This is a genomic window from Vibrio neonatus (assembly GCF_024346975.1).
Classification (GTDB): domain Bacteria; phylum Pseudomonadota; class Gammaproteobacteria; order Enterobacterales; family Vibrionaceae; genus Vibrio; species Vibrio neonatus.
Genome location: NZ_AP024885.1, coordinates 1,969,150 through 1,984,962, shown reverse-complemented (window position 1 = coordinate 1,984,962; position 15,813 = coordinate 1,969,150). Strand labels below are relative to the sequence as shown.

The following is a 15,813-nucleotide window of genomic DNA, read 5'->3' as shown; positions in this document are numbered from 1 at the left end:
TCAACAGGTACTCTATGGCCGCACATAAAAAAATACGCTGGTTTTTATTCATTATTGCAGGGCTCGCCATAGCCACAGTAGTGGTGTTTAAAGTTTTATTTTCTGTGCCTGATGCTGAGCATTTAATTGTTACTGATGGCGTGAAAGATACCCAAGCAGAGAGTCGCTTTGAGTGCCAGAGTTTTGCGCGAAATGGCCGCACTTTGGATGATAATGGGCAGATTGATGTTTTGGTGTGGAACTTATACAAACAAAATCGAGAAAACTGGAAGCCGGTACTGAGTGAATTACTCAAAGGTAAGCAGTTAGCTCTATTACAAGAGGTGAGCTTGACTGATGAGTTCAAAAGTTGGCTGTATCAAATTAAGTGGATAGGGCAACAAGCCAAAGCTTTTGAAACTTTTGATGTCAGTGCTGGGGTGCTGAACTTAGCGCCCGTGTATCCGCTTCGTATTTGTGCTCAGCTAGATTCTGAGCCGTGGCTACAGCTGCCAAAGTCTGCATTATTTGCCACTTATCCTTTGTCTGATGGCAGTGAATTAGCCGTAGGTAATTTGCATGCAATCAACTTTACGGTGGGGACTGATGAGTATCAACAGCAGGTGCTTGCATTGGTGCATAAACTGCAAAGACACCAAGGTCCGGTGATTTTTGGTGGGGATTTTAATACTTGGAGTGACGAGCGAATGCAAAAGCTCAGCCAAATTATGGCGACAGCGCATTTTAAAGAAGCGGTATTTCCTAGCGGTCAACGCTCAGAATTTATGAATGGGCATGTATTGGATCATATTTACTATCGTGACTTACAGTTAATAACAGCAGAGGCGCCAACGAGTGACGCCTCCGATCATAATCCTTTACTGGCAAGTTTTACACTAATAACCGCTAAACCGTCACTTTAGTCACATCCACATACAGCTTCAGCTTTTGCCCTAGTTTAAGGTATTTTGACGTGTTCAAGTTGTTCCATTTGACCACGTCACTGGTGCGTACTTTAAAGCGATGCGCAATACTGCTGATGCTATCTCCACTGCGCACATTGTAGTAAACGGTGCGCATTACCGCGCCAGCAGAGCCTTTCTTCCACACCACTAACTTTTGACCTACGTGCAGAGTATCTTTAGGCGCCATGCCGTTCCATTTCGCTAAAGATTGCACTGAGACATTATGCTGTTTGGCAATAGTCCAAAAGCTTTCGCCTGATTTCACGGTATGCGAGACTTTGTAATCCCCTCGGCTGCGAGATTGAGTCTGCTTCAGTCGATTTTCCGCGCTGAGTATGTAAGCACTGTTCGATTGTGTTGATGTTGGGATCAACAGGTAGTGCCCAGCGCGAATATTTGAGTTAGACATGCCATTAGCAGTTTGAATCACTTTGACCGTGGTTTTATGTTTCTGCGCAATCAGGCCAAGGCTGTCACCGGCTTGTACTTTGTAGCGAATTAGCTTGATGCCTTTACCGCGATTTTTTTCTACTTGCGCTAAAAACTGATCTTTTTTCTCAATCGGAATCAATAGCTGATGCGGCCCATCTGGCGCGGTTGCCCACTGGTTATAAGCCGGGTTATAGCTTTGCAGTTCTTTAACGCTTATATCTGCGTATTGAGCAGCAATGCCAAGATCTAACTGCTCTTTAGGATCGACTTGTACCAGCACAGGTTTATTTTCAATGGCTGGGATTTCAACGCCATACTTTTCTTGGTGAGCCACAATATCTGCAATCGCCATTAGTTTTGGCACATAGGCGCTGGTTTCTTGCGGCAGTTCAAGGGAGAAAAAATCCGTTGGTTTATTCAGGCGACGGTTTTTACGAATAGCACTGCTCACACGGCCACCGCCACTGTTATACGCCGCAATAGCGTGATTCCAGTTACCATCAAAACGATTATTTAAGTCACTTAGGTATTTTAAAGCCGCATCTGTAGAGGCCGAAACGTCACGGCGACCGTCATACCAATAGTTTTGTTCAAGCCCATACCATTTACCGGTTCCGGGAATGAACTGCCATAAGCCTGCGGCGCTGCCATGAGAATAAGCAAAGGCATCAAAAGAGCTTTCTACAACAGGAAGTAATGCTAGCTCCATTGGTAAGTTCTTTTGCTCGATTTTTTCTACAATAAGGTGCAGGTACGGCTCGGCTCTTTTAGAGACGATTCTAAGGTGGCTTGGGTGTTTGATATACCAATTACGGTAATATTCAACTTTCTCATCATTGGCGACAGGCAACTTAAGTTGCATGCCAATACGTTTCCACAAGTCTTGCTGTTGCTGAGGCGTTAGCTCAGGCGCCTTTTCCACTTCTTCAACGGGCTCTACAGCCACTTCTTGAGGTTTTTCTTGGGCTGGTGGCGCAATCTCAACTTGGCTTTGTTGTGTTGTTGGAGGAAGCTCTGTGACCTCTTTTTCTGTGGGCTGCTGTGGTGTCTGACAGCCTGTAAGTACCAGAGCTAATATCCAGCTGTATTTCAATTTCATGCAAAAGCCTTCGTGCTATGTATTTCCCATTGTTCTTAATAGCTGTTCAATATTATTGGTTTTATGAACAGGAGTGTTATACCCGTTGTCGTTAATAACGGGTCATTAAATGGGTGTAAATAAAATATTGTGCCAGAGTGTACTTAATTAGAAGCTATCTTTCCATTTACGCAGTGCGGTAAAAACACCTTCTGGAGTAAGATCTTCAGTTTTATGTGCTACTGAGTTAATGACTTCAGGCATATCAACCCTTAAAAAAGGATTAATCCATTTTTCTTGTTCAATTGTGGTCGGTAGAGTGGGCTTTTGATGGGCTCTAAGTTGATTTACTTTTTCACGGTAAATTTGTAACTGGGGGTTACTAGGCTCGATTGCCATGGCAAACGATAAGTTATTCGAGGTGTATTCGTGTGCACTGTACACTTCGGTTTCTACTGGCAGTGAAGCCAGTTTTTGTAGTGATTGCCACATCTGTGCGGGTGTTCCTTCAAATACACGGCCACAGCCGGCAGAAAACAACACATCACCACAAAACAGTTTACCATCGCCTAGAAAACCAATGTGCCCTAAAGTGTGCCCCGGTAAATCAAGCACTAAGAAGTGTTCGCCAAATAGTTCCAAGTGGTGTCCTGAGCCTACAGAGTGAGTCAGCCCTGCCACAGCATCTTTTTGTGGGCCAACAATAGTGACCTCTGAAAATTCACGTTGAAGCTCGGAAACGCCGCCAATATGATCCGAATGGTGATGAGTGATCAGTATTGTGGTCAGTTGTAGATTGTGTTCTTTTAGGTAAGCCAAAACAGGAGTTGCGTCGCCTGGGTCGACAACGGCACACTGACCTTGGTTATTGTGAATAAGCCAGATGTAATTATCATTAAATGCAGGTATGCTTTTTACGACTAACATTAAGATATTCCTATTGTTTCTTTACGGATGACTGCTGAATGCGACCAGCTCGGATATCACGGAAAATAACCCAACCCCATTCATGGGATGACCTACCTAAGCATAAGTGGGTTCGTGACGCTATACAGATGCGTTTGGATGAGTGGTGCCCGAAGTTATTTGGCTACCATATGCTTAAATTAGGTGGCTTGAGCTGTGAGATTACCAGTTGTAACTGTAATATTCAGCATCAAATCAACTTGGACATCAAAAATCCTGTGCATAATGTGATTGCGGATGCCTATGATTTACCATTCTTAGAAAAAAGCATCGATGTTGTGTTAATGGCGCATCAATTGGATTACTGCTTGGACCCGCACCGTTTATTGCGCGAAGTAGACCGAGTCATGATTGATGATGGTTATCTGATCTTAACCGGATTTAATCCGATTAGCTTATCTGGGCTTAATAGTCTGATGCCATGGCGTCGGCGCAGTATGCCGTGGTGTGGGCGAATGTTTACCCCGCACAGGGTTAAAGATTGGCTGAGCGTGCTTAACTATCAAGTGGTACACATGGATAGCTATGGTTTAGTGCCAGTGAAAAAGCAAAGGGCCATTTGGACATGGTTAGAAAATGGCATTGGCAATTGGAGCACGCCTTTTTGTAGCCAATATTTTATTGTGGCGCGTAAAAGAACCTATCCATTAAAACCGATTAAACCCCACTGGAAACTGAAACGTCGTCTTGCGCCAGTGAGGCTTAATTGTCGAGTTAAGTCTTAACTCTTAATTTTTGTCGCTTCAAGATGGCTGATAGCCAGTGTCTTCATCGGTCGGGGTATCAGCCGCTTGGCGAGCAATTTCATCACAGATTTCGTTTTCTCTGTGACCTGCATGACCTTTTACCCATCTCCAATCCACATCATGGCGCTGGCTTTCTGCATCGAGAGCCCGCCAAAGGTCGGCATTTTTAACCGGTTTTTTATTGGACGTTTTCCAATCGCGCTTTTTCCAGCCATGGATCCATTGGGTGATTCCTTGGCGCACGTATTGGCTATCGGTGGTCAACACCACTTTGCATGGCTCTTTAAGAAGTTTTAGCCCCTCAACTGCCGCCATCATTTCCATACGGTTGTTGGTGGTCATAATGAAGCCTTTAGAAATCAGCTTCTCGTGTTCTTTGTAACGCATGACGATGCCATAGCCACCGGGACCTGGGTTGCCTAAGCATGAGCCATCGGTGAAAATCTCAACTTGTTTATTCATGATTTGATATGATTGCCTAATAACAGCCTTACCTTTAGTCTGACACAGTTTTAATTTTATGAATACTAGTAACAATTCGCGCCGCATAGTGGTGCTCGATACAGAAACAACCGGTATGAACCGTGAAGGCGGTCCAACTTATCTTGGGCACCGAATCATTGAGATTGGTGCGGTTGAGATAGTGAACCGTAAGCTAACGGGTAATCACTTTCATGTTTATATTAAGCCTGATCGAGAAATACAGCCGGATGCGATTGCAGTACACGGTATTACCGATGAGTTTTTACTTGATAAGCCAGAATACAAAGACGTTCATAAAGAGTTTCTTGAGTTTATCGACGGCGCTGAATTGGTCGCGCACAACGCGCCCTTCGATGTCGGCTTCATGGACTATGAATTTAGTAAAATTGGCGCTTCGGTAGGTAAGACCCAAGACTACTGTAAAATTACCGATACCTTGGCGATGGCAAAACGCTTGCCAAATATGCCTGCGCGTAAAAACTTAGACTCGTTAGCAAAACATTTCACTATCGATATTTCAGCTCGTGTATTGCACGGCGCATTACTCGATGCCGAGATCTTAGCCGACGTTTACCTGTTTATGACCGGTGGTCAAACAGCCATTCAGTTTGGTGGCGGTAACGCTGAAGGGGCGGCAGGTTCTACTATTCAACGTGTGGAAGCAGGCCGTGCGCCACTGCGCGTGATTAAAGCCAGCGATGAAGAGTTAGCCGCTCACGCTGAGCGTTTAACCTTGCTCTCTGGTGAGCCTAATTGGTAAGTGAGTTGCTAAGACTTAGCCTTGATTCATCAGGCAACAGTTAAAATGCGATAGACAGTAAATAGCCCTGAATATTCAGGGCTATTTTGTTTTAGAGGTTAAATCTTAATGAGCAGTATCCGTTTGTTGCTGAGGCTGTTTATTTTTTGCCGCTAGGTGAGCAGGATCAAAATCATCAACATTAATGGTTTTCAGTCTATGCAGCTCGGCTTCTTGTAATATTTCGGCCTCTTCTTGGCTTATCATGTTCGCTTCTAGCGCTTGTTTCGCTATCTGGTCTAAATGAGTAAAAGGCTTACGCTTGCCTAATTGCTGACAGATTTTGTCAAAAATAGGCTCAGCTTGCAGAACCACGGTCAGGGCTAATTCTAATTGCCCATGCACGCAGTGTTTCGAGGGTTCAAGGTATTGGTTGCGCCCAAGTCTGCTGCGGGTTGCGCTTGGCGTTTGCAAAATTTTAGCCAGCTCACTATCGAGCTTATCGGAAGGGGCTTTGCGTACGCGTCCCAGTGGCATCAGCAATACACGCAGTTTTAAGCCAACAAACTTCACCGGGAAATTGACTAAGAAGTCATACATAGCCGACTCTATTTTAAATAGGCTGTCTTGAGCACACCAATGTACAAGGGCAAGGTCTTCTTTAGGGCTACCGTCTAACTCAAAGCGTTTTAACATGGCTGAGCATAGGTAGAGCTGACCTAGCATATCGGCAAGGCGCGCTGATAAACGCTCCTTACGTTTGAGTGAGCCCCCTAGAAATGCCATTGAAATATCCGATAACAAGGCAAGGTTAGCACTGTAACGGTTGAGCTGCTGATAGTAGCGCTTAGTGGCGTCTTTAGTGGGAGAGTCGGAGCCGATACCATCGGTTAGCCCAAACACTAGGCTGCGCGATAGGTTACTCATGGCAAAGCCAACATGTCCAAACAGTGCCTTATCAAATTTTTCGAGTGCGTCTGGCGCATCTGAGTGGGCGATTTCCATCTCTTTTAAAACGTATGGATGACAGCGTATTGCGCCTTGTCCATAAATCATTAATGAGCGGGTTAATATATTGGCGCCTTCTACAGTGATAGAGATAGGTGCGCCCTGATAAGCACGACCTAAGAAGTTAGATGGCCCTAACATCACCCCTTTACCGCCCGCCACATCCATGGCATCAATCGCCGCTTTTTGCCCTAGATGCGTACAATGATATTTCACAATGGCAGAGATAACCGAAGGCTTAGCGCCGTTATCAATCGCGCCCATAGTCAACAGGTTGGCTCCTTCAAGCAAATAAGCACTGCCTGCGATGCGTGCTAATGGCTCTTCAATGCCTTCCATTCGACCAATAGGCTGTTTAAATTGACGACGAATACGTGCATAAGCGCCAATGGCCAGCGCATTGATCTTGATGCCGCCAGTATTGGTTGATGGCAAGGTAATAGCGCGTCCAACCGACAGACACTCGACCAACATTTTCCAGCCTTGACCAGCCATTTTTTGCCCGCCAATGATGAAATCAATAGGCACGAATAAGTCTTTGGCTTGGGTAGGGCCATTTTGAAAGGGAATATTGAGAGGGAAGTGACGACGACCAATTTTAACCCCGTCTAATTGGGTCGGAATAAGCGCACAGGTAATGCCCAGATCTTCTTTATCGCCCAGCAGTCCATCAGGATCTCTCAGTTTAAAGGCTAAGCCTAATACCGTGGCGACAGGGGCGAGGGTGATGTAGCGTTTGTTCCACGTTAAACGCATACCCAGTACATCTTTGCCTTGCCATTTTCCTTTACAGACCACACCAAAATCAGGGATAGCGCCAGCATCAGAGCCTGCTTCTGGACTGGTTAACGCAAAGCAGGGGATCTCTTGACCGTTCGCCAACCTTGGAAGGTAATGGTCGCGCTGTTCTTCTGTGCCATACATTTGCAAAAGCTCGCCCGGCCCAAGCGAGTTAGGTACGCCTACTGTTGAGGCAACTACGATTGATGAGCCAGCCAATCTTTGTAGAACAAGGGCTTGCGCGTAAGCGGAAAACTGCAAGCCGCCGTATTGTTTTTTAATGATCATGGCAAAGAATTTGTTGTCTTTTAAGTACTGCCAAATCTCAGCGGGCATATCCGCTTGTTGGTGAGTGATTTCATAATCATTAATCATGGCGCACAGTTCATTTACTGGGCCATCGAGAAAGGCTTTTTCTTCTTCACTGAGTTCAGATTTAGGAATGTCTTTTAAAAATTGCCAGTTGGGTTTGCCTTGAAATAATTCGGCTTCCCACCACGTTGTGCCTGCATCAAGGGCTTCTTTTTCTGTTTGAGACATAGGAGGAAGTACGCTTTTAAATGCTTTGAGCAGTTTTTTGGTGACGGTTTTTTGACGCCATTGGTCAAATAACATAAATGCAGTGACTGCCAACAAGATGAGCCAAGCAATGAAAGAGACTCCAGCGATAAACGAGCACAGCAGCAGTGCTATTGCGTTACTGATAAACCCAATAAACAGTGATTTACGGTGATAAAGGCAAATGCCAGAAACCACAAACAGTGTGAGTAGAGCAAAAAGTATATCCATGTAAAAGGTCTCTCCATTAACCACGTTTATCACAACCTAAAATCCAATCACTGCATTGATGTAGCAATGGTAAGAGGTCGAACCAGTTATTTTAGTATCGCAAATGTTAAAATTTTGTAAAGAGTGAGTGTGGTTTTTTTGTGAGTTGAGTCGTTTGCACGTGGCAGGAGGAAAAGCTGGCGCAATAGTAGACAATGAAACAATTGAGTTAGAAATCTAACGACATGCCCCTCGACACTGCTAAACTTTTCTTGTTACATTCGAGGCTACAGCAATAGCATATAATTTTAGGAGAGATCGGCTATGTACCAAGACCTTATCAAGAGTGAGCTATCGGAAGCAGCGACTGTCTTGCAGGCATTTTTATCCGATGACAACAACATTGCACAGATAGAATTGGCCGCTAAAACGATTGCCGACTCATTCAAGCAAGGTGGTAAAGTTTTATCTTGTGGTAACGGTGGCTCTCACTGTGATGCTATGCACTTTGCCGAAGAGCTTACAGGTCGCTATCGTGAAAACCGCCCAGGTTATCCTGGCATCGCTATCTCAGACCCAAGCCACCTATCATGTGTGAGCAACGATTTTGGCTATGACTTTGTTTTTTCTCGTTATGTAGAAGCCGTGGGTCAAAAAGGTGATGTACTGTTTGGTCTATCTACTTCAGGTAATTCTGGCAACATTTTAAAAGCTATTGAAGCTGCCAAAGAAAAAGGCATGAAAACTATCGCCTTAACCGGTAAAGATGGTGGTAAAATGGCAGGTGTTGCGGATGTAGAAGTACGCGTACCACATTTTGGGTATGCGGATCGTATTCAAGAAATCCACATCAAGATTATCCATATCATTATTCAATTAATCGAAAAAGAGATGGAAGCTTAATAAGAATACAACGAAAACCTTAGTAGGAGATTTATATGTGTGAACTGCTTGGCATGAGCGCTAATGTGCCAACAGATATCTGTTTTAGCTTTACTGGCCTGATTCAACGCGGCGGCAATACTGGCCCGCATAGAGATGGCTGGGGGATTACCTTTTATGAAGGGAAAGGGTTTCGCACCTTTAAAGATCCTAATCCAAGCTGTGATTCAAAAATTGCAGAATTGGTCCAAAGCTATCCTATCAAGAGTCGTGCTGTTATTAGTCATATTAGGCAAGCGAATCGTGGCGGGGTCAATCTAGAAAATACCCACCCGTTCACTCGTGAATTGTGGGGACGTTATTGGACCTTTGCACACAATGGTCAACTGACAGGCTATCAAGATCTACCGATATCTCGCCATCGCTCTGTAGGGGAAACCGACAGTGAAAAAGCGTTTTGTTGGATCTTGGATAACTTAGAAGCTCGTTACCCTCATCCGCCTAAAGATATGAAAGAAGTATTCCTATTTTTAGTTGAGAAATGTGATGAATTAAGAAAGATGGGCGTATTTAATATGCTGCTTTCAGATGGTGAGTACGTACTTGCTTACTGTACCAACCACCTTTATTACATTACTCGCCGAGCCCCGTTTGGCAAGGCAAGGTTGATTGATGAAGATGTGACGATTAACTTCCAAGAAGAAACAACACCCAACGATGTTGTTTCCGTTATCGCCACACAACCGCTGACACAAGATGAGGTATGGCACCGACTTAAGCCGGGTGAATTTACCTTATTTCAGTTCGGTGAAGTGATTGACAGCAATGTGCAGGCTTTATCTGATGTTGCCCATGCAGAAGCAAAACCGCGTAGTCAAGCACCTACTGAAGCGCTTTAGAGCTGATATTATTGGTTGCTCTTCGTTGAGCAACCAACAACCCCATTAGCAACAAGCACCACATTCCCATCGTACCGCCACTTCTTTTTGAATTACTGCTTGAATCCACCGTTACTGGCTCACTAATATGCGTTGGTTCTTTCTCCTCAACAGTCACCGTCTCAACGTTATGATTTACCGTTTCAACAATGCCAGATTGTCGATTTTCCTCGCTAATGCGTAGGTGAGTGGTGATCTCTGGGTCAATTTGGTTGTTGAGCACATCAGTAATCCAGAAGTTATAATCGGCGACTTCAGTAAATACCGAGGTGAGGCTACGCAAAGGCGTGCCACAGACAGTTGGACCAAAACTGGTTATGCCAACTAGGATATTGCGGCCATTGTGCGTCCAATACAGCGGGCCACCTGAGTCACCATTACAGGTGGAATTTTTTAATTGGGTGACAGGGTTGTATTCGCCATCAAAACATAAGTGCGATTGGGTAATGCCATCGCCAAATTCTTGTCGACATTTTTCATTATCGACTAAGGTAAGCCCAACCTTTTGCAGTGCATGGTTACCTAAATTGTCATCGTTGGTTGTACCATGGCCTACCGCTGTAAATTGCGCATTGCTATCGTGTCGATAAGATTCATCCATCGCCCAATCTACGGCTTCACCTACTTGTCTTGGGGCATTTAATTTCAGTATTGCAATATCATTGGGCATTCTGGCACTGAGGTCATCGTTGTAGTCATTTCGATAGTAAATATCGGAAACGCGTCGACTAAAGCCAGCAATAGTTGGATGGTTGATGAGTTCATCTTGCGCTAAAAACACCACCGAGGTGTACAGTTGAGCTAAGTGGTTGTTGTAAATGCAATGAGCGGCGGTGAGTACATACTGCGGAGCAATCAATACGCCACCACAATAGGAGTAATAACGGTCTGTTGATTCCGGTGGATTGTAATAGAGGCTCACAAAAGAGGGGTAGCTAGTCACACTGGCATTAACACCATTGATGATATAGGGACTTTCTTGATTTACAGATGAAGGTGCTGCGTGAGCTCCTAGTGTAATAAAGACAAAAACAAGCATCAGCCATTGCGTGCGCATATCAACCCCAGTCAGATGAAAACCAAGATTTTATGCTGATGATAAATTCTCTACCATATGCAATAGAGAGACAAAGTAGGGAATATTTTTTATCTGTGATCGTTCGATTAAAAATGAAGTGAGCAAAATACTCGAAGATTGAATATTAATAAGGCGAATAAAGGCGCTTTGTGCCGTGGCTTTGATTAAGCCTTTTGCTTCATACCTTGCCAAACTACGCGACCTGCAATGATATCTTGCACCACTTTAGGGTAAAGAATATGCTCTGCTTTTTGCACTTTAGCCAATAGTGATTGCGGACAATCGTGCGCTTCAATCACAACTTTCGCTTGCTCTATGATAGGGCCGCTATCTAGCTCTGGTGTGACAAAGTGTACGCTACTGCCGTGTTCATTGTCTCCAGCTTCAATCGCGCGCTGGTGGGTGTGTAAACCTGGATATTTAGGCAATAAAGAAGGGTGGATGTTGATCATTTTACCTAGGTAATGATTCACAAAACCGTCGGTAAGAATACGCATGTAACCTGCTAGCACTATGATATCTGGCTGATAGTCATCAATAATGCTCATCACCGCTTGATCAAAGGATTCTCGGTCGGAGAAGTCGGTGTGCGATTTTACATGGGTAGGGATATTGGCTTTCTGTGCTCGCTGTAAACCAAATGCATCAGCGCGGTTACTGATAACCGCACTGACTTGACCGTCAATGTCGCCCTTAATACAAGCATCAATGATAGCTTGTAAATTACTTCCATTCCCTGAAATTAAGACGACAATTTTAGTCATTATTATTTGATCTCTACTTGCTCTTCTTCGCCATTTGCTTGTGCAATTTGACCAATAACCCAAGCGTTTTCACCTTCTTCTTTAAGAAGTTCAACAGCTTGCTCAGCTTGATCTTGAGGCAAAGCAACGATTAGGCCAACACCACAGTTAAATGTACGATACATTTCGCGAGTGTCAACGTTGCCGTTTTCTTGTAGCCAGTTGAAGATAGTTGGCCAGTTCCAGCTGTTACCATCGATAACTGCTTTAGTGCCTTCAGGTAGAACGCGTGGGATGTTTTCCCAGAAACCGCCACCAGTAATATGAGAGATAGCATGGATATCGTGCTTCTCAATCATTTTAAGTGCTGATTTGATGTAGATTTTTGTTGGTTCTAGTAGGTGTTCGCCTAGAGGTTTGCCTTCTAGATCTTGGTTTAGATCCGCTTTAGACACTTCAAGGATTTTACGAACTAGTGAGTAGCCGTTTGAGTGTGGGCCACTTGAACCTACAGCGATAAGTGCATCACCAGCAGCGACTTTAGTGCCATCAATGATGTCTTCTTTTTCAACAACACCTACACAGAAGCCAGCAACATCGTAATCGTCGCCTTCATACATGCCCGGCATTTCTGCTGTTTCGCCACCGATTAGTGAACAACCAGATTGCACACAACCTTCAGCGATACCCGCAACAACGTCAGCGGCTGTATCTATGTCAAGCTTCCCTGTTGCATAGTAATCTAAGAAAAATAGAGGTTCAGCACCTTGAACAATAAGGTCATTTACACACATAGCCACTAAATCAACACCTATGGTGTCGTGTTTTTTCATGTCTAGTGCAAGACGCAGTTTAGTACCAACGCCGTCTGTACCCGAAACCAGTACCGGTTGCTTATATTTGGTTGGCAATTCGCATAATGCACCAAAGCCACCAATGCCACCCATGACCTCTGGACGACGTGTGCGCTTTACAGCACCTTTAATTTTGTCAACCAGTGCGTTGCCAGCGTCAATGTCTACACCAGCATCTTTGTAGCTAAGAGAAGCCTTGTTACTACTCACGGGAAATTCCTCGTTTAGATAAAGTTAGGGAAGAAAAATCGGCGCTATTCTAACAAGGGATAATCGACAATAGCAAACGTTTGCGCGGTTATTTACGTTTGTTATTGATTTATCCCCTTTATGTGAGAGAAAAATAACCACAAAAACCGAATAAGATAGGTAGATTGAAGCAATTAACAGATTGCGCTCGCAATCTTGAATTAATTGCCCACTAATACCTATGTAGCTCGTAAGTTAGCATAGTTTGGGTATATAATTCGGAGGTTTATTGAATTCAGATTGGAGAAAGATATGAGAGTTGTTGAGGTAAAACATCCACTTGTAAAGCATAAACTTGGTTTAATGCGCGAAGGCAACATTAGCACTAAGCGTTTTAGAGAGTTAGCAACTGAAGTGGGTAGCCTACTAACTTATGAAGCAACCGCTGATTTTGAAACAGAACGTGTCACTATCGAAGGATGGGATGGTTCGGTTGAAGTTGACCAAATTAAAGGCAAAAAAGTAACCGTAGTGCCAATCTTACGTGCAGGTCTTGGCATGATGGACGGCGTATTGGAACACATGCCGAGTGCTAAAATCAGTGTTGTGGGTATCTACCGTGACGAAGAAACATTAGAACCTGTACCGTATTTTAATAAGTTGGCATCATGCATCGATCAACGTATCGCTCTAGTTGTTGACCCAATGCTAGCAACTGGCGGGTCTATGATTGCGACCATTGATCTATTGAAAGAGAAAGGCTGTAAAGTTATTAAAGCACTGGTTTTGGTTGCCGCTCCTGAAGGTATCGAAGCGCTAGAAAAAGCTCACCCAGATATCGAGCTATTCACTGCAGCTATCGACGAATGCCTAAACGACAAAGGCTACATTGTTCCGGGTCTTGGCGATGCGGGTGACAAGATTTTTGGTACTAAGTAACGCTAAATAAAACCACACAGTAGGGCACTTTTAAACAGGCTCTACTTGTTGGTTTTAGTATCTTCGCTTATTCTTTTCTAACTAATTAATATTACTGAGTTATTTATGCGATTATTAGCTTGTTTGCTAGCAACATTAACCTCTTTTTCTGCGCTTGCGGTTACAAAAGTGAATGTGTTTGATACTGAGGCTGTCGTTTTTGAACAGCAAGAAGGCGCCAAACACAGCGGTGAAGAGTTAGCGCGCCGTGAAGGTATGCGAGAAGTTATTGTACGAGCAACGGGTGATTCTGCCTCTTTAGATAATCCAGTTGTGCAAAAAGCCATTACTCAAAGTAGCCGCTTTTTGTCGACGATCATGTCATCTCAAAGAAATGATCAACCTATCTTAAAAATGTCTTTTAACTCAAAACAGATCCAATCTTTATTAGCTCAGGCAAATTTACCTTATTGGCCGGAAGAGCGCGCCCGTTTGTTGGTTTGGGTTGTAGAAGACAATGGCTATGATAGAACCATTAGCTGGGAGCAGTCAGAGCGAACCTCTGTCGCGAACCTAAGATATGTGGCAGGTCAAAAAGGGCTTCCGATTATTGTCCCAGTTGGCGATATCGATGATGTCACTAGCATCAAGCCGACAGAACTATGGGGTGGCTTTACCAAGCAAATCTCTAATAGCAGTCGTCGCTATAATGTTGATGCCGTCGTAGTGGCTCGAATTGCCCGTAATGGTCATCAGCAGCGTCTGCGCTGGACACTCTACGATGATAAACCCCAGTTTATCGACGATAGTGCATTGTCTCCGGTTTCTGGCGAGGCTTCAGGAACAAATAAACAAGTGACAGAAGCTTTGGTGGCAGAACTAGGTCGTTACTACGCGAACAAAAGCGCAACCAAAAGCAGCGGTGAAGTGGCTTCATCAATTGATGTTAAGTTCTCTGGCGTAAATGACGCGTTCTCGTTTTTCAGCATTGAACGTATGCTAGAGAGTTTACCAAGTGTTGCTTCGGTAGAGCTGAGTCATGTAGTGGGTGATGACGTTGATTTTCAAGTTAACTTAATTACCGATAAAGCCGACTTTGAACGTCAATTACTCAGAAGCAATAAAGTGAACAAAGCGGCTAAGCCTGTTCCTACTGCTCCAACTGCACCTGCGACAGAAAAAGCGCAAGCCGTTGCGCCAGTGCAAGCTGACAGCAATACAGATACCGCAACACAGCCGTCGACTGCAGTTTCAGTGCCTGTAACAACGCCCGCGACAACGGAGAGCGCACCTGCAACTCCAGTGGCAGAAGAAGAGCCGCAAACTCTTGACTATGAGTGGCAATCTTAGCTTCTTCATTACTGACGATTTAGCGTAATCTAAAAAAGCCCCTGTATTACTACTAAAAATAGATAATACAGGGGCTTTTTATTGTTTGTTGTATGGGTTTTTTAGCCACTAGAGATACTAACGCTCAAAGCGTTGCTGTTCTTCTTGCTTATATTCAGACAGTTTTTTTAGCTTCAAACCTAACTCGCGTCCTCTTAATCGGCTATATAGCGTGTTGCCAATAAAGGCAATACTGGTCATAACCAACTCGATGATAGCCAGAGTTCGCTCTCCTTCATCTACATACACCAATGTCAGTGAATGTAGGAAGTAGAGTAGCAATATAAAGTTTGCCCAAGCAAAGGTGTACGGCTTTTGCGTCAATATGCCTTTGATAGGGAACAGCAAAGGTACACACCAAGCAATGGTCAGAAACCAAGGGCTAATTTCAGCCGGTGGCGAAATGACACTGTGCCAAAGTAGTACCCAAGCCAATAAGCAAAAGTGACCTATTTGCGCGGTTCGTAGCCATAGCTTGGTGTTAGGGGCCATTTCTATGGCGTTAGAATCGGGCATTATAGGATCTCTAAAACCTGCTCTGGTGGACGGCCGTGTTTAGCTTTGCCATTTGCCACGACAATCGGGCGCTCAATCAGTTTGCGGTTGGCTAGCATAGCTTCAAACAACGCATCATCGCTTAATGCGCTATCGCTAAGGTTTAGCTCTTTATAGATAGCTTCTTTGGTGCGCATCATTTGACGCACTTCAGTCAGCCCTAATTGGCTGTAGATAGTGCGTAGTGAATCTAGGGTCAGCTCAACATCTAAATACAGAACCACTTCTGGTGCTATTCCTTTTTCTTCTAGTAGAGCTAATGTCTCTCGGCTTTTTGAACAGCGAGGGTTATGAAAAATAACAACAGACATGAAATTTCCTTT

General features: G+C 44.2%; 16 protein-coding genes. 7 read left to right on the top strand and 9 right to left on the bottom strand.

From position 1 onward, the window contains the following. The first annotated feature begins 14 nt into the window (after positions 1-14). On the top strand, positions 15-902 hold the full coding sequence (locus OCU38_RS09180; protein ID WP_261822858.1) for an endonuclease/exonuclease/phosphatase family protein: 888 nt from the start codon (positions 15-17) through the stop codon (positions 900-902). Here OCU38_RS09180 and OCU38_RS09175 read toward each other — a convergent pair. Then, positions 886-2,475 (bottom strand): LysM peptidoglycan-binding domain-containing protein, encoded by a 1,590-nt coding sequence (locus OCU38_RS09175; protein WP_261822857.1) that lies wholly within the window; start codon positions 2,473-2,475, stop codon positions 886-888. The two genes, OCU38_RS09180 and OCU38_RS09175, sit on opposite strands and share 17 nt — an antisense overlap. A gap of 147 nt (positions 2,476-2,622) precedes the next feature. Next, positions 2,623-3,381: a hydroxyacylglutathione hydrolase gene (gene gloB / locus OCU38_RS09170; RefSeq protein ID WP_261822856.1), complete on the bottom strand. Its 759-nt coding sequence runs from the start codon at positions 3,379-3,381 to the stop codon at positions 2,623-2,625. Between the two features lie 38 nt (positions 3,382-3,419). Here gloB and OCU38_RS09165 point away from each other — a divergent pair, with 38 nt between their 5' ends. Beyond that, the gene (locus OCU38_RS09165; protein WP_261822855.1) at positions 3,420-4,145 is read left to right on the top strand and encodes a class I SAM-dependent methyltransferase; all 726 of its coding nucleotides are present in this window, start codon (positions 3,420-3,422) and stop codon (positions 4,143-4,145) included. 18 nt (positions 4,146-4,163) lie between these two features. Here OCU38_RS09165 and rnhA read toward each other — a convergent pair whose 3' ends face one another. After that, a complete protein-coding gene (gene rnhA / locus OCU38_RS09160; protein WP_261822854.1) occupies positions 4,164-4,628 on the bottom strand; it encodes a ribonuclease HI in 465 nt (154 codons plus the stop codon). Between the two features lie 58 nt (positions 4,629-4,686). Here rnhA and dnaQ point away from each other — a divergent pair, with 58 nt between their 5' ends. After that, a complete protein-coding gene (dnaQ, locus tag OCU38_RS09155) occupies positions 4,687-5,409 on the top strand; it encodes a DNA polymerase III subunit epsilon (RefSeq protein ID WP_261822853.1) in 723 nt (240 codons plus the stop codon). 105 nt (positions 5,410-5,514) lie between these two features. Here the strand turns inward: dnaQ and fadE are convergent, their stop codons facing one another. Further along, positions 5,515-7,965, bottom strand: coding sequence for an acyl-CoA dehydrogenase FadE (gene fadE / locus OCU38_RS09150; protein ID WP_261822852.1), 2,451 nt, complete (start codon positions 7,963-7,965; stop codon positions 5,515-5,517). Between the two features lie 303 nt (positions 7,966-8,268). Between fadE and lpcA the strand changes: the two genes are divergently transcribed. Then, the gene (lpcA, locus tag OCU38_RS09145) at positions 8,269-8,847 is read left to right on the top strand and encodes a D-sedoheptulose 7-phosphate isomerase (protein ID WP_023403399.1); all 579 of its coding nucleotides are present in this window, start codon (positions 8,269-8,271) and stop codon (positions 8,845-8,847) included. A gap of 35 nt (positions 8,848-8,882) precedes the next feature. Continuing rightward, a complete protein-coding gene (locus OCU38_RS09140) occupies positions 8,883-9,725 on the top strand; it encodes a class II glutamine amidotransferase (protein ID WP_152819584.1) in 843 nt (280 codons plus the stop codon). Here OCU38_RS09140 and OCU38_RS09135 read toward each other — a convergent pair. The 3 genes from OCU38_RS09135 to purM all read right to left on the bottom strand — a co-directional run bounded on the left by OCU38_RS09135 (position 9,709) and on the right by purM (position 12,649). Further along, complete coding sequence (locus OCU38_RS09135; RefSeq protein WP_261822851.1) at positions 9,709-10,821, bottom strand: S1 family peptidase; 1,113 nt, start codon at positions 10,819-10,821, stop codon at positions 9,709-9,711. The genes OCU38_RS09140 and OCU38_RS09135 overlap by 17 nt on opposite strands. 185 nt (positions 10,822-11,006) lie before the next feature. Then, positions 11,007-11,606: a phosphoribosylglycinamide formyltransferase gene (gene purN, locus OCU38_RS09130; RefSeq protein ID WP_261822850.1), complete on the bottom strand. Its 600-nt coding sequence runs from the start codon at positions 11,604-11,606 to the stop codon at positions 11,007-11,009. 2 nt (positions 11,607-11,608) lie between these two features. After that, positions 11,609-12,649, bottom strand: a complete 1,041-nt coding sequence (gene purM / locus OCU38_RS09125; protein WP_261822849.1) for a phosphoribosylformylglycinamidine cyclo-ligase — start codon at positions 12,647-12,649, stop codon at positions 11,609-11,611. A 291-nt stretch (positions 12,650-12,940) separates the two neighbouring features. Here purM and upp point away from each other — a divergent pair, with 291 nt between their 5' ends. Together upp and OCU38_RS09115 are read left to right on the top strand one after the other, a co-directional pair. Continuing rightward, positions 12,941-13,567, top strand: a complete 627-nt coding sequence (gene upp / locus OCU38_RS09120; RefSeq protein WP_023403404.1) for a uracil phosphoribosyltransferase — start codon at positions 12,941-12,943, stop codon at positions 13,565-13,567. Positions 13,568-13,672: 105 nt separating this feature from the next. Continuing rightward, positions 13,673-14,896, top strand: coding sequence for a DUF2066 domain-containing protein (locus OCU38_RS09115; RefSeq protein WP_261822848.1), 1,224 nt, complete (start codon positions 13,673-13,675; stop codon positions 14,894-14,896). 117 nt (positions 14,897-15,013) lie between these two features. On the opposite strand, the gene OCU38_RS09110 is transcribed toward OCU38_RS09115, so the two are convergent. Both OCU38_RS09110 and arsC read right to left on the bottom strand, forming a co-directional pair. After that, entirely contained in the window at positions 15,014-15,451 is a 438-nt protein-coding gene (locus tag OCU38_RS09110; protein ID WP_261822847.1) for a DUF2069 domain-containing protein, read from the bottom strand. After that, positions 15,451-15,801 (bottom strand): arsenate reductase (glutaredoxin), encoded by a 351-nt coding sequence (arsC, locus tag OCU38_RS09105; RefSeq protein WP_261822846.1) that lies wholly within the window; start codon positions 15,799-15,801, stop codon positions 15,451-15,453. The genes OCU38_RS09110 and arsC overlap by 1 nt, the downstream gene beginning before the upstream one ends. Positions 15,802-15,813 lie beyond the last annotated feature (12 nt).

What these genes read in the sequence shown, in the direction of transcription:
- gloB (WP_261822856.1), bottom strand. Translation starts at nt 3,381, where the DNA reads ATGTTAGTCGTAAAAAGCATACCTGCATTTAATGATAATTACATCTGG.
- OCU38_RS09115 (WP_261822848.1), top strand. Translation starts at nt 13,673, where the DNA reads ATGCGATTATTAGCTTGTTTGCTAGCAACATTAACCTCTTTTTCTGCG.
- lpcA (WP_023403399.1), top strand. Translation starts at nt 8,269, where the DNA reads ATGTACCAAGACCTTATCAAGAGTGAGCTATCGGAAGCAGCGACTGTC.
- arsC (WP_261822846.1), bottom strand. Translation starts at nt 15,801, where the DNA reads ATGTCTGTTGTTATTTTTCATAACCCTCGCTGTTCAAAAAGCCGAGAG.
- OCU38_RS09140 (WP_152819584.1), top strand. Translation starts at nt 8,883, where the DNA reads ATGTGTGAACTGCTTGGCATGAGCGCTAATGTGCCAACAGATATCTGT.
- OCU38_RS09175 (WP_261822857.1), bottom strand. Translation starts at nt 2,475, where the DNA reads ATGAAATTGAAATACAGCTGGATATTAGCTCTGGTACTTACAGGCTGT.
- OCU38_RS09110 (WP_261822847.1), bottom strand. Translation starts at nt 15,451, where the DNA reads ATGCCCGATTCTAACGCCATAGAAATGGCCCCTAACACCAAGCTATGG.
- rnhA (WP_261822854.1), bottom strand. Translation starts at nt 4,628, where the DNA reads ATGAATAAACAAGTTGAGATTTTCACCGATGGCTCATGCTTAGGCAAC.
- OCU38_RS09135 (WP_261822851.1), bottom strand. Translation starts at nt 10,821, where the DNA reads ATGCGCACGCAATGGCTGATGCTTGTTTTTGTCTTTATTACACTAGGA.
- OCU38_RS09165 (WP_261822855.1), top strand. Translation starts at nt 3,420, where the DNA reads ATGCGACCAGCTCGGATATCACGGAAAATAACCCAACCCCATTCATGG.
- purN (WP_261822850.1), bottom strand. Translation starts at nt 11,606, where the DNA reads ATGACTAAAATTGTCGTCTTAATTTCAGGGAATGGAAGTAATTTACAA.
- dnaQ (WP_261822853.1), top strand. Translation starts at nt 4,687, where the DNA reads ATGAATACTAGTAACAATTCGCGCCGCATAGTGGTGCTCGATACAGAA.
- fadE (WP_261822852.1), bottom strand. Translation starts at nt 7,965, where the DNA reads ATGGATATACTTTTTGCTCTACTCACACTGTTTGTGGTTTCTGGCATT.
- upp (WP_023403404.1), top strand. Translation starts at nt 12,941, where the DNA reads ATGAGAGTTGTTGAGGTAAAACATCCACTTGTAAAGCATAAACTTGGT.
- OCU38_RS09180 (WP_261822858.1), top strand. Translation starts at nt 15, where the DNA reads ATGGCCGCACATAAAAAAATACGCTGGTTTTTATTCATTATTGCAGGG.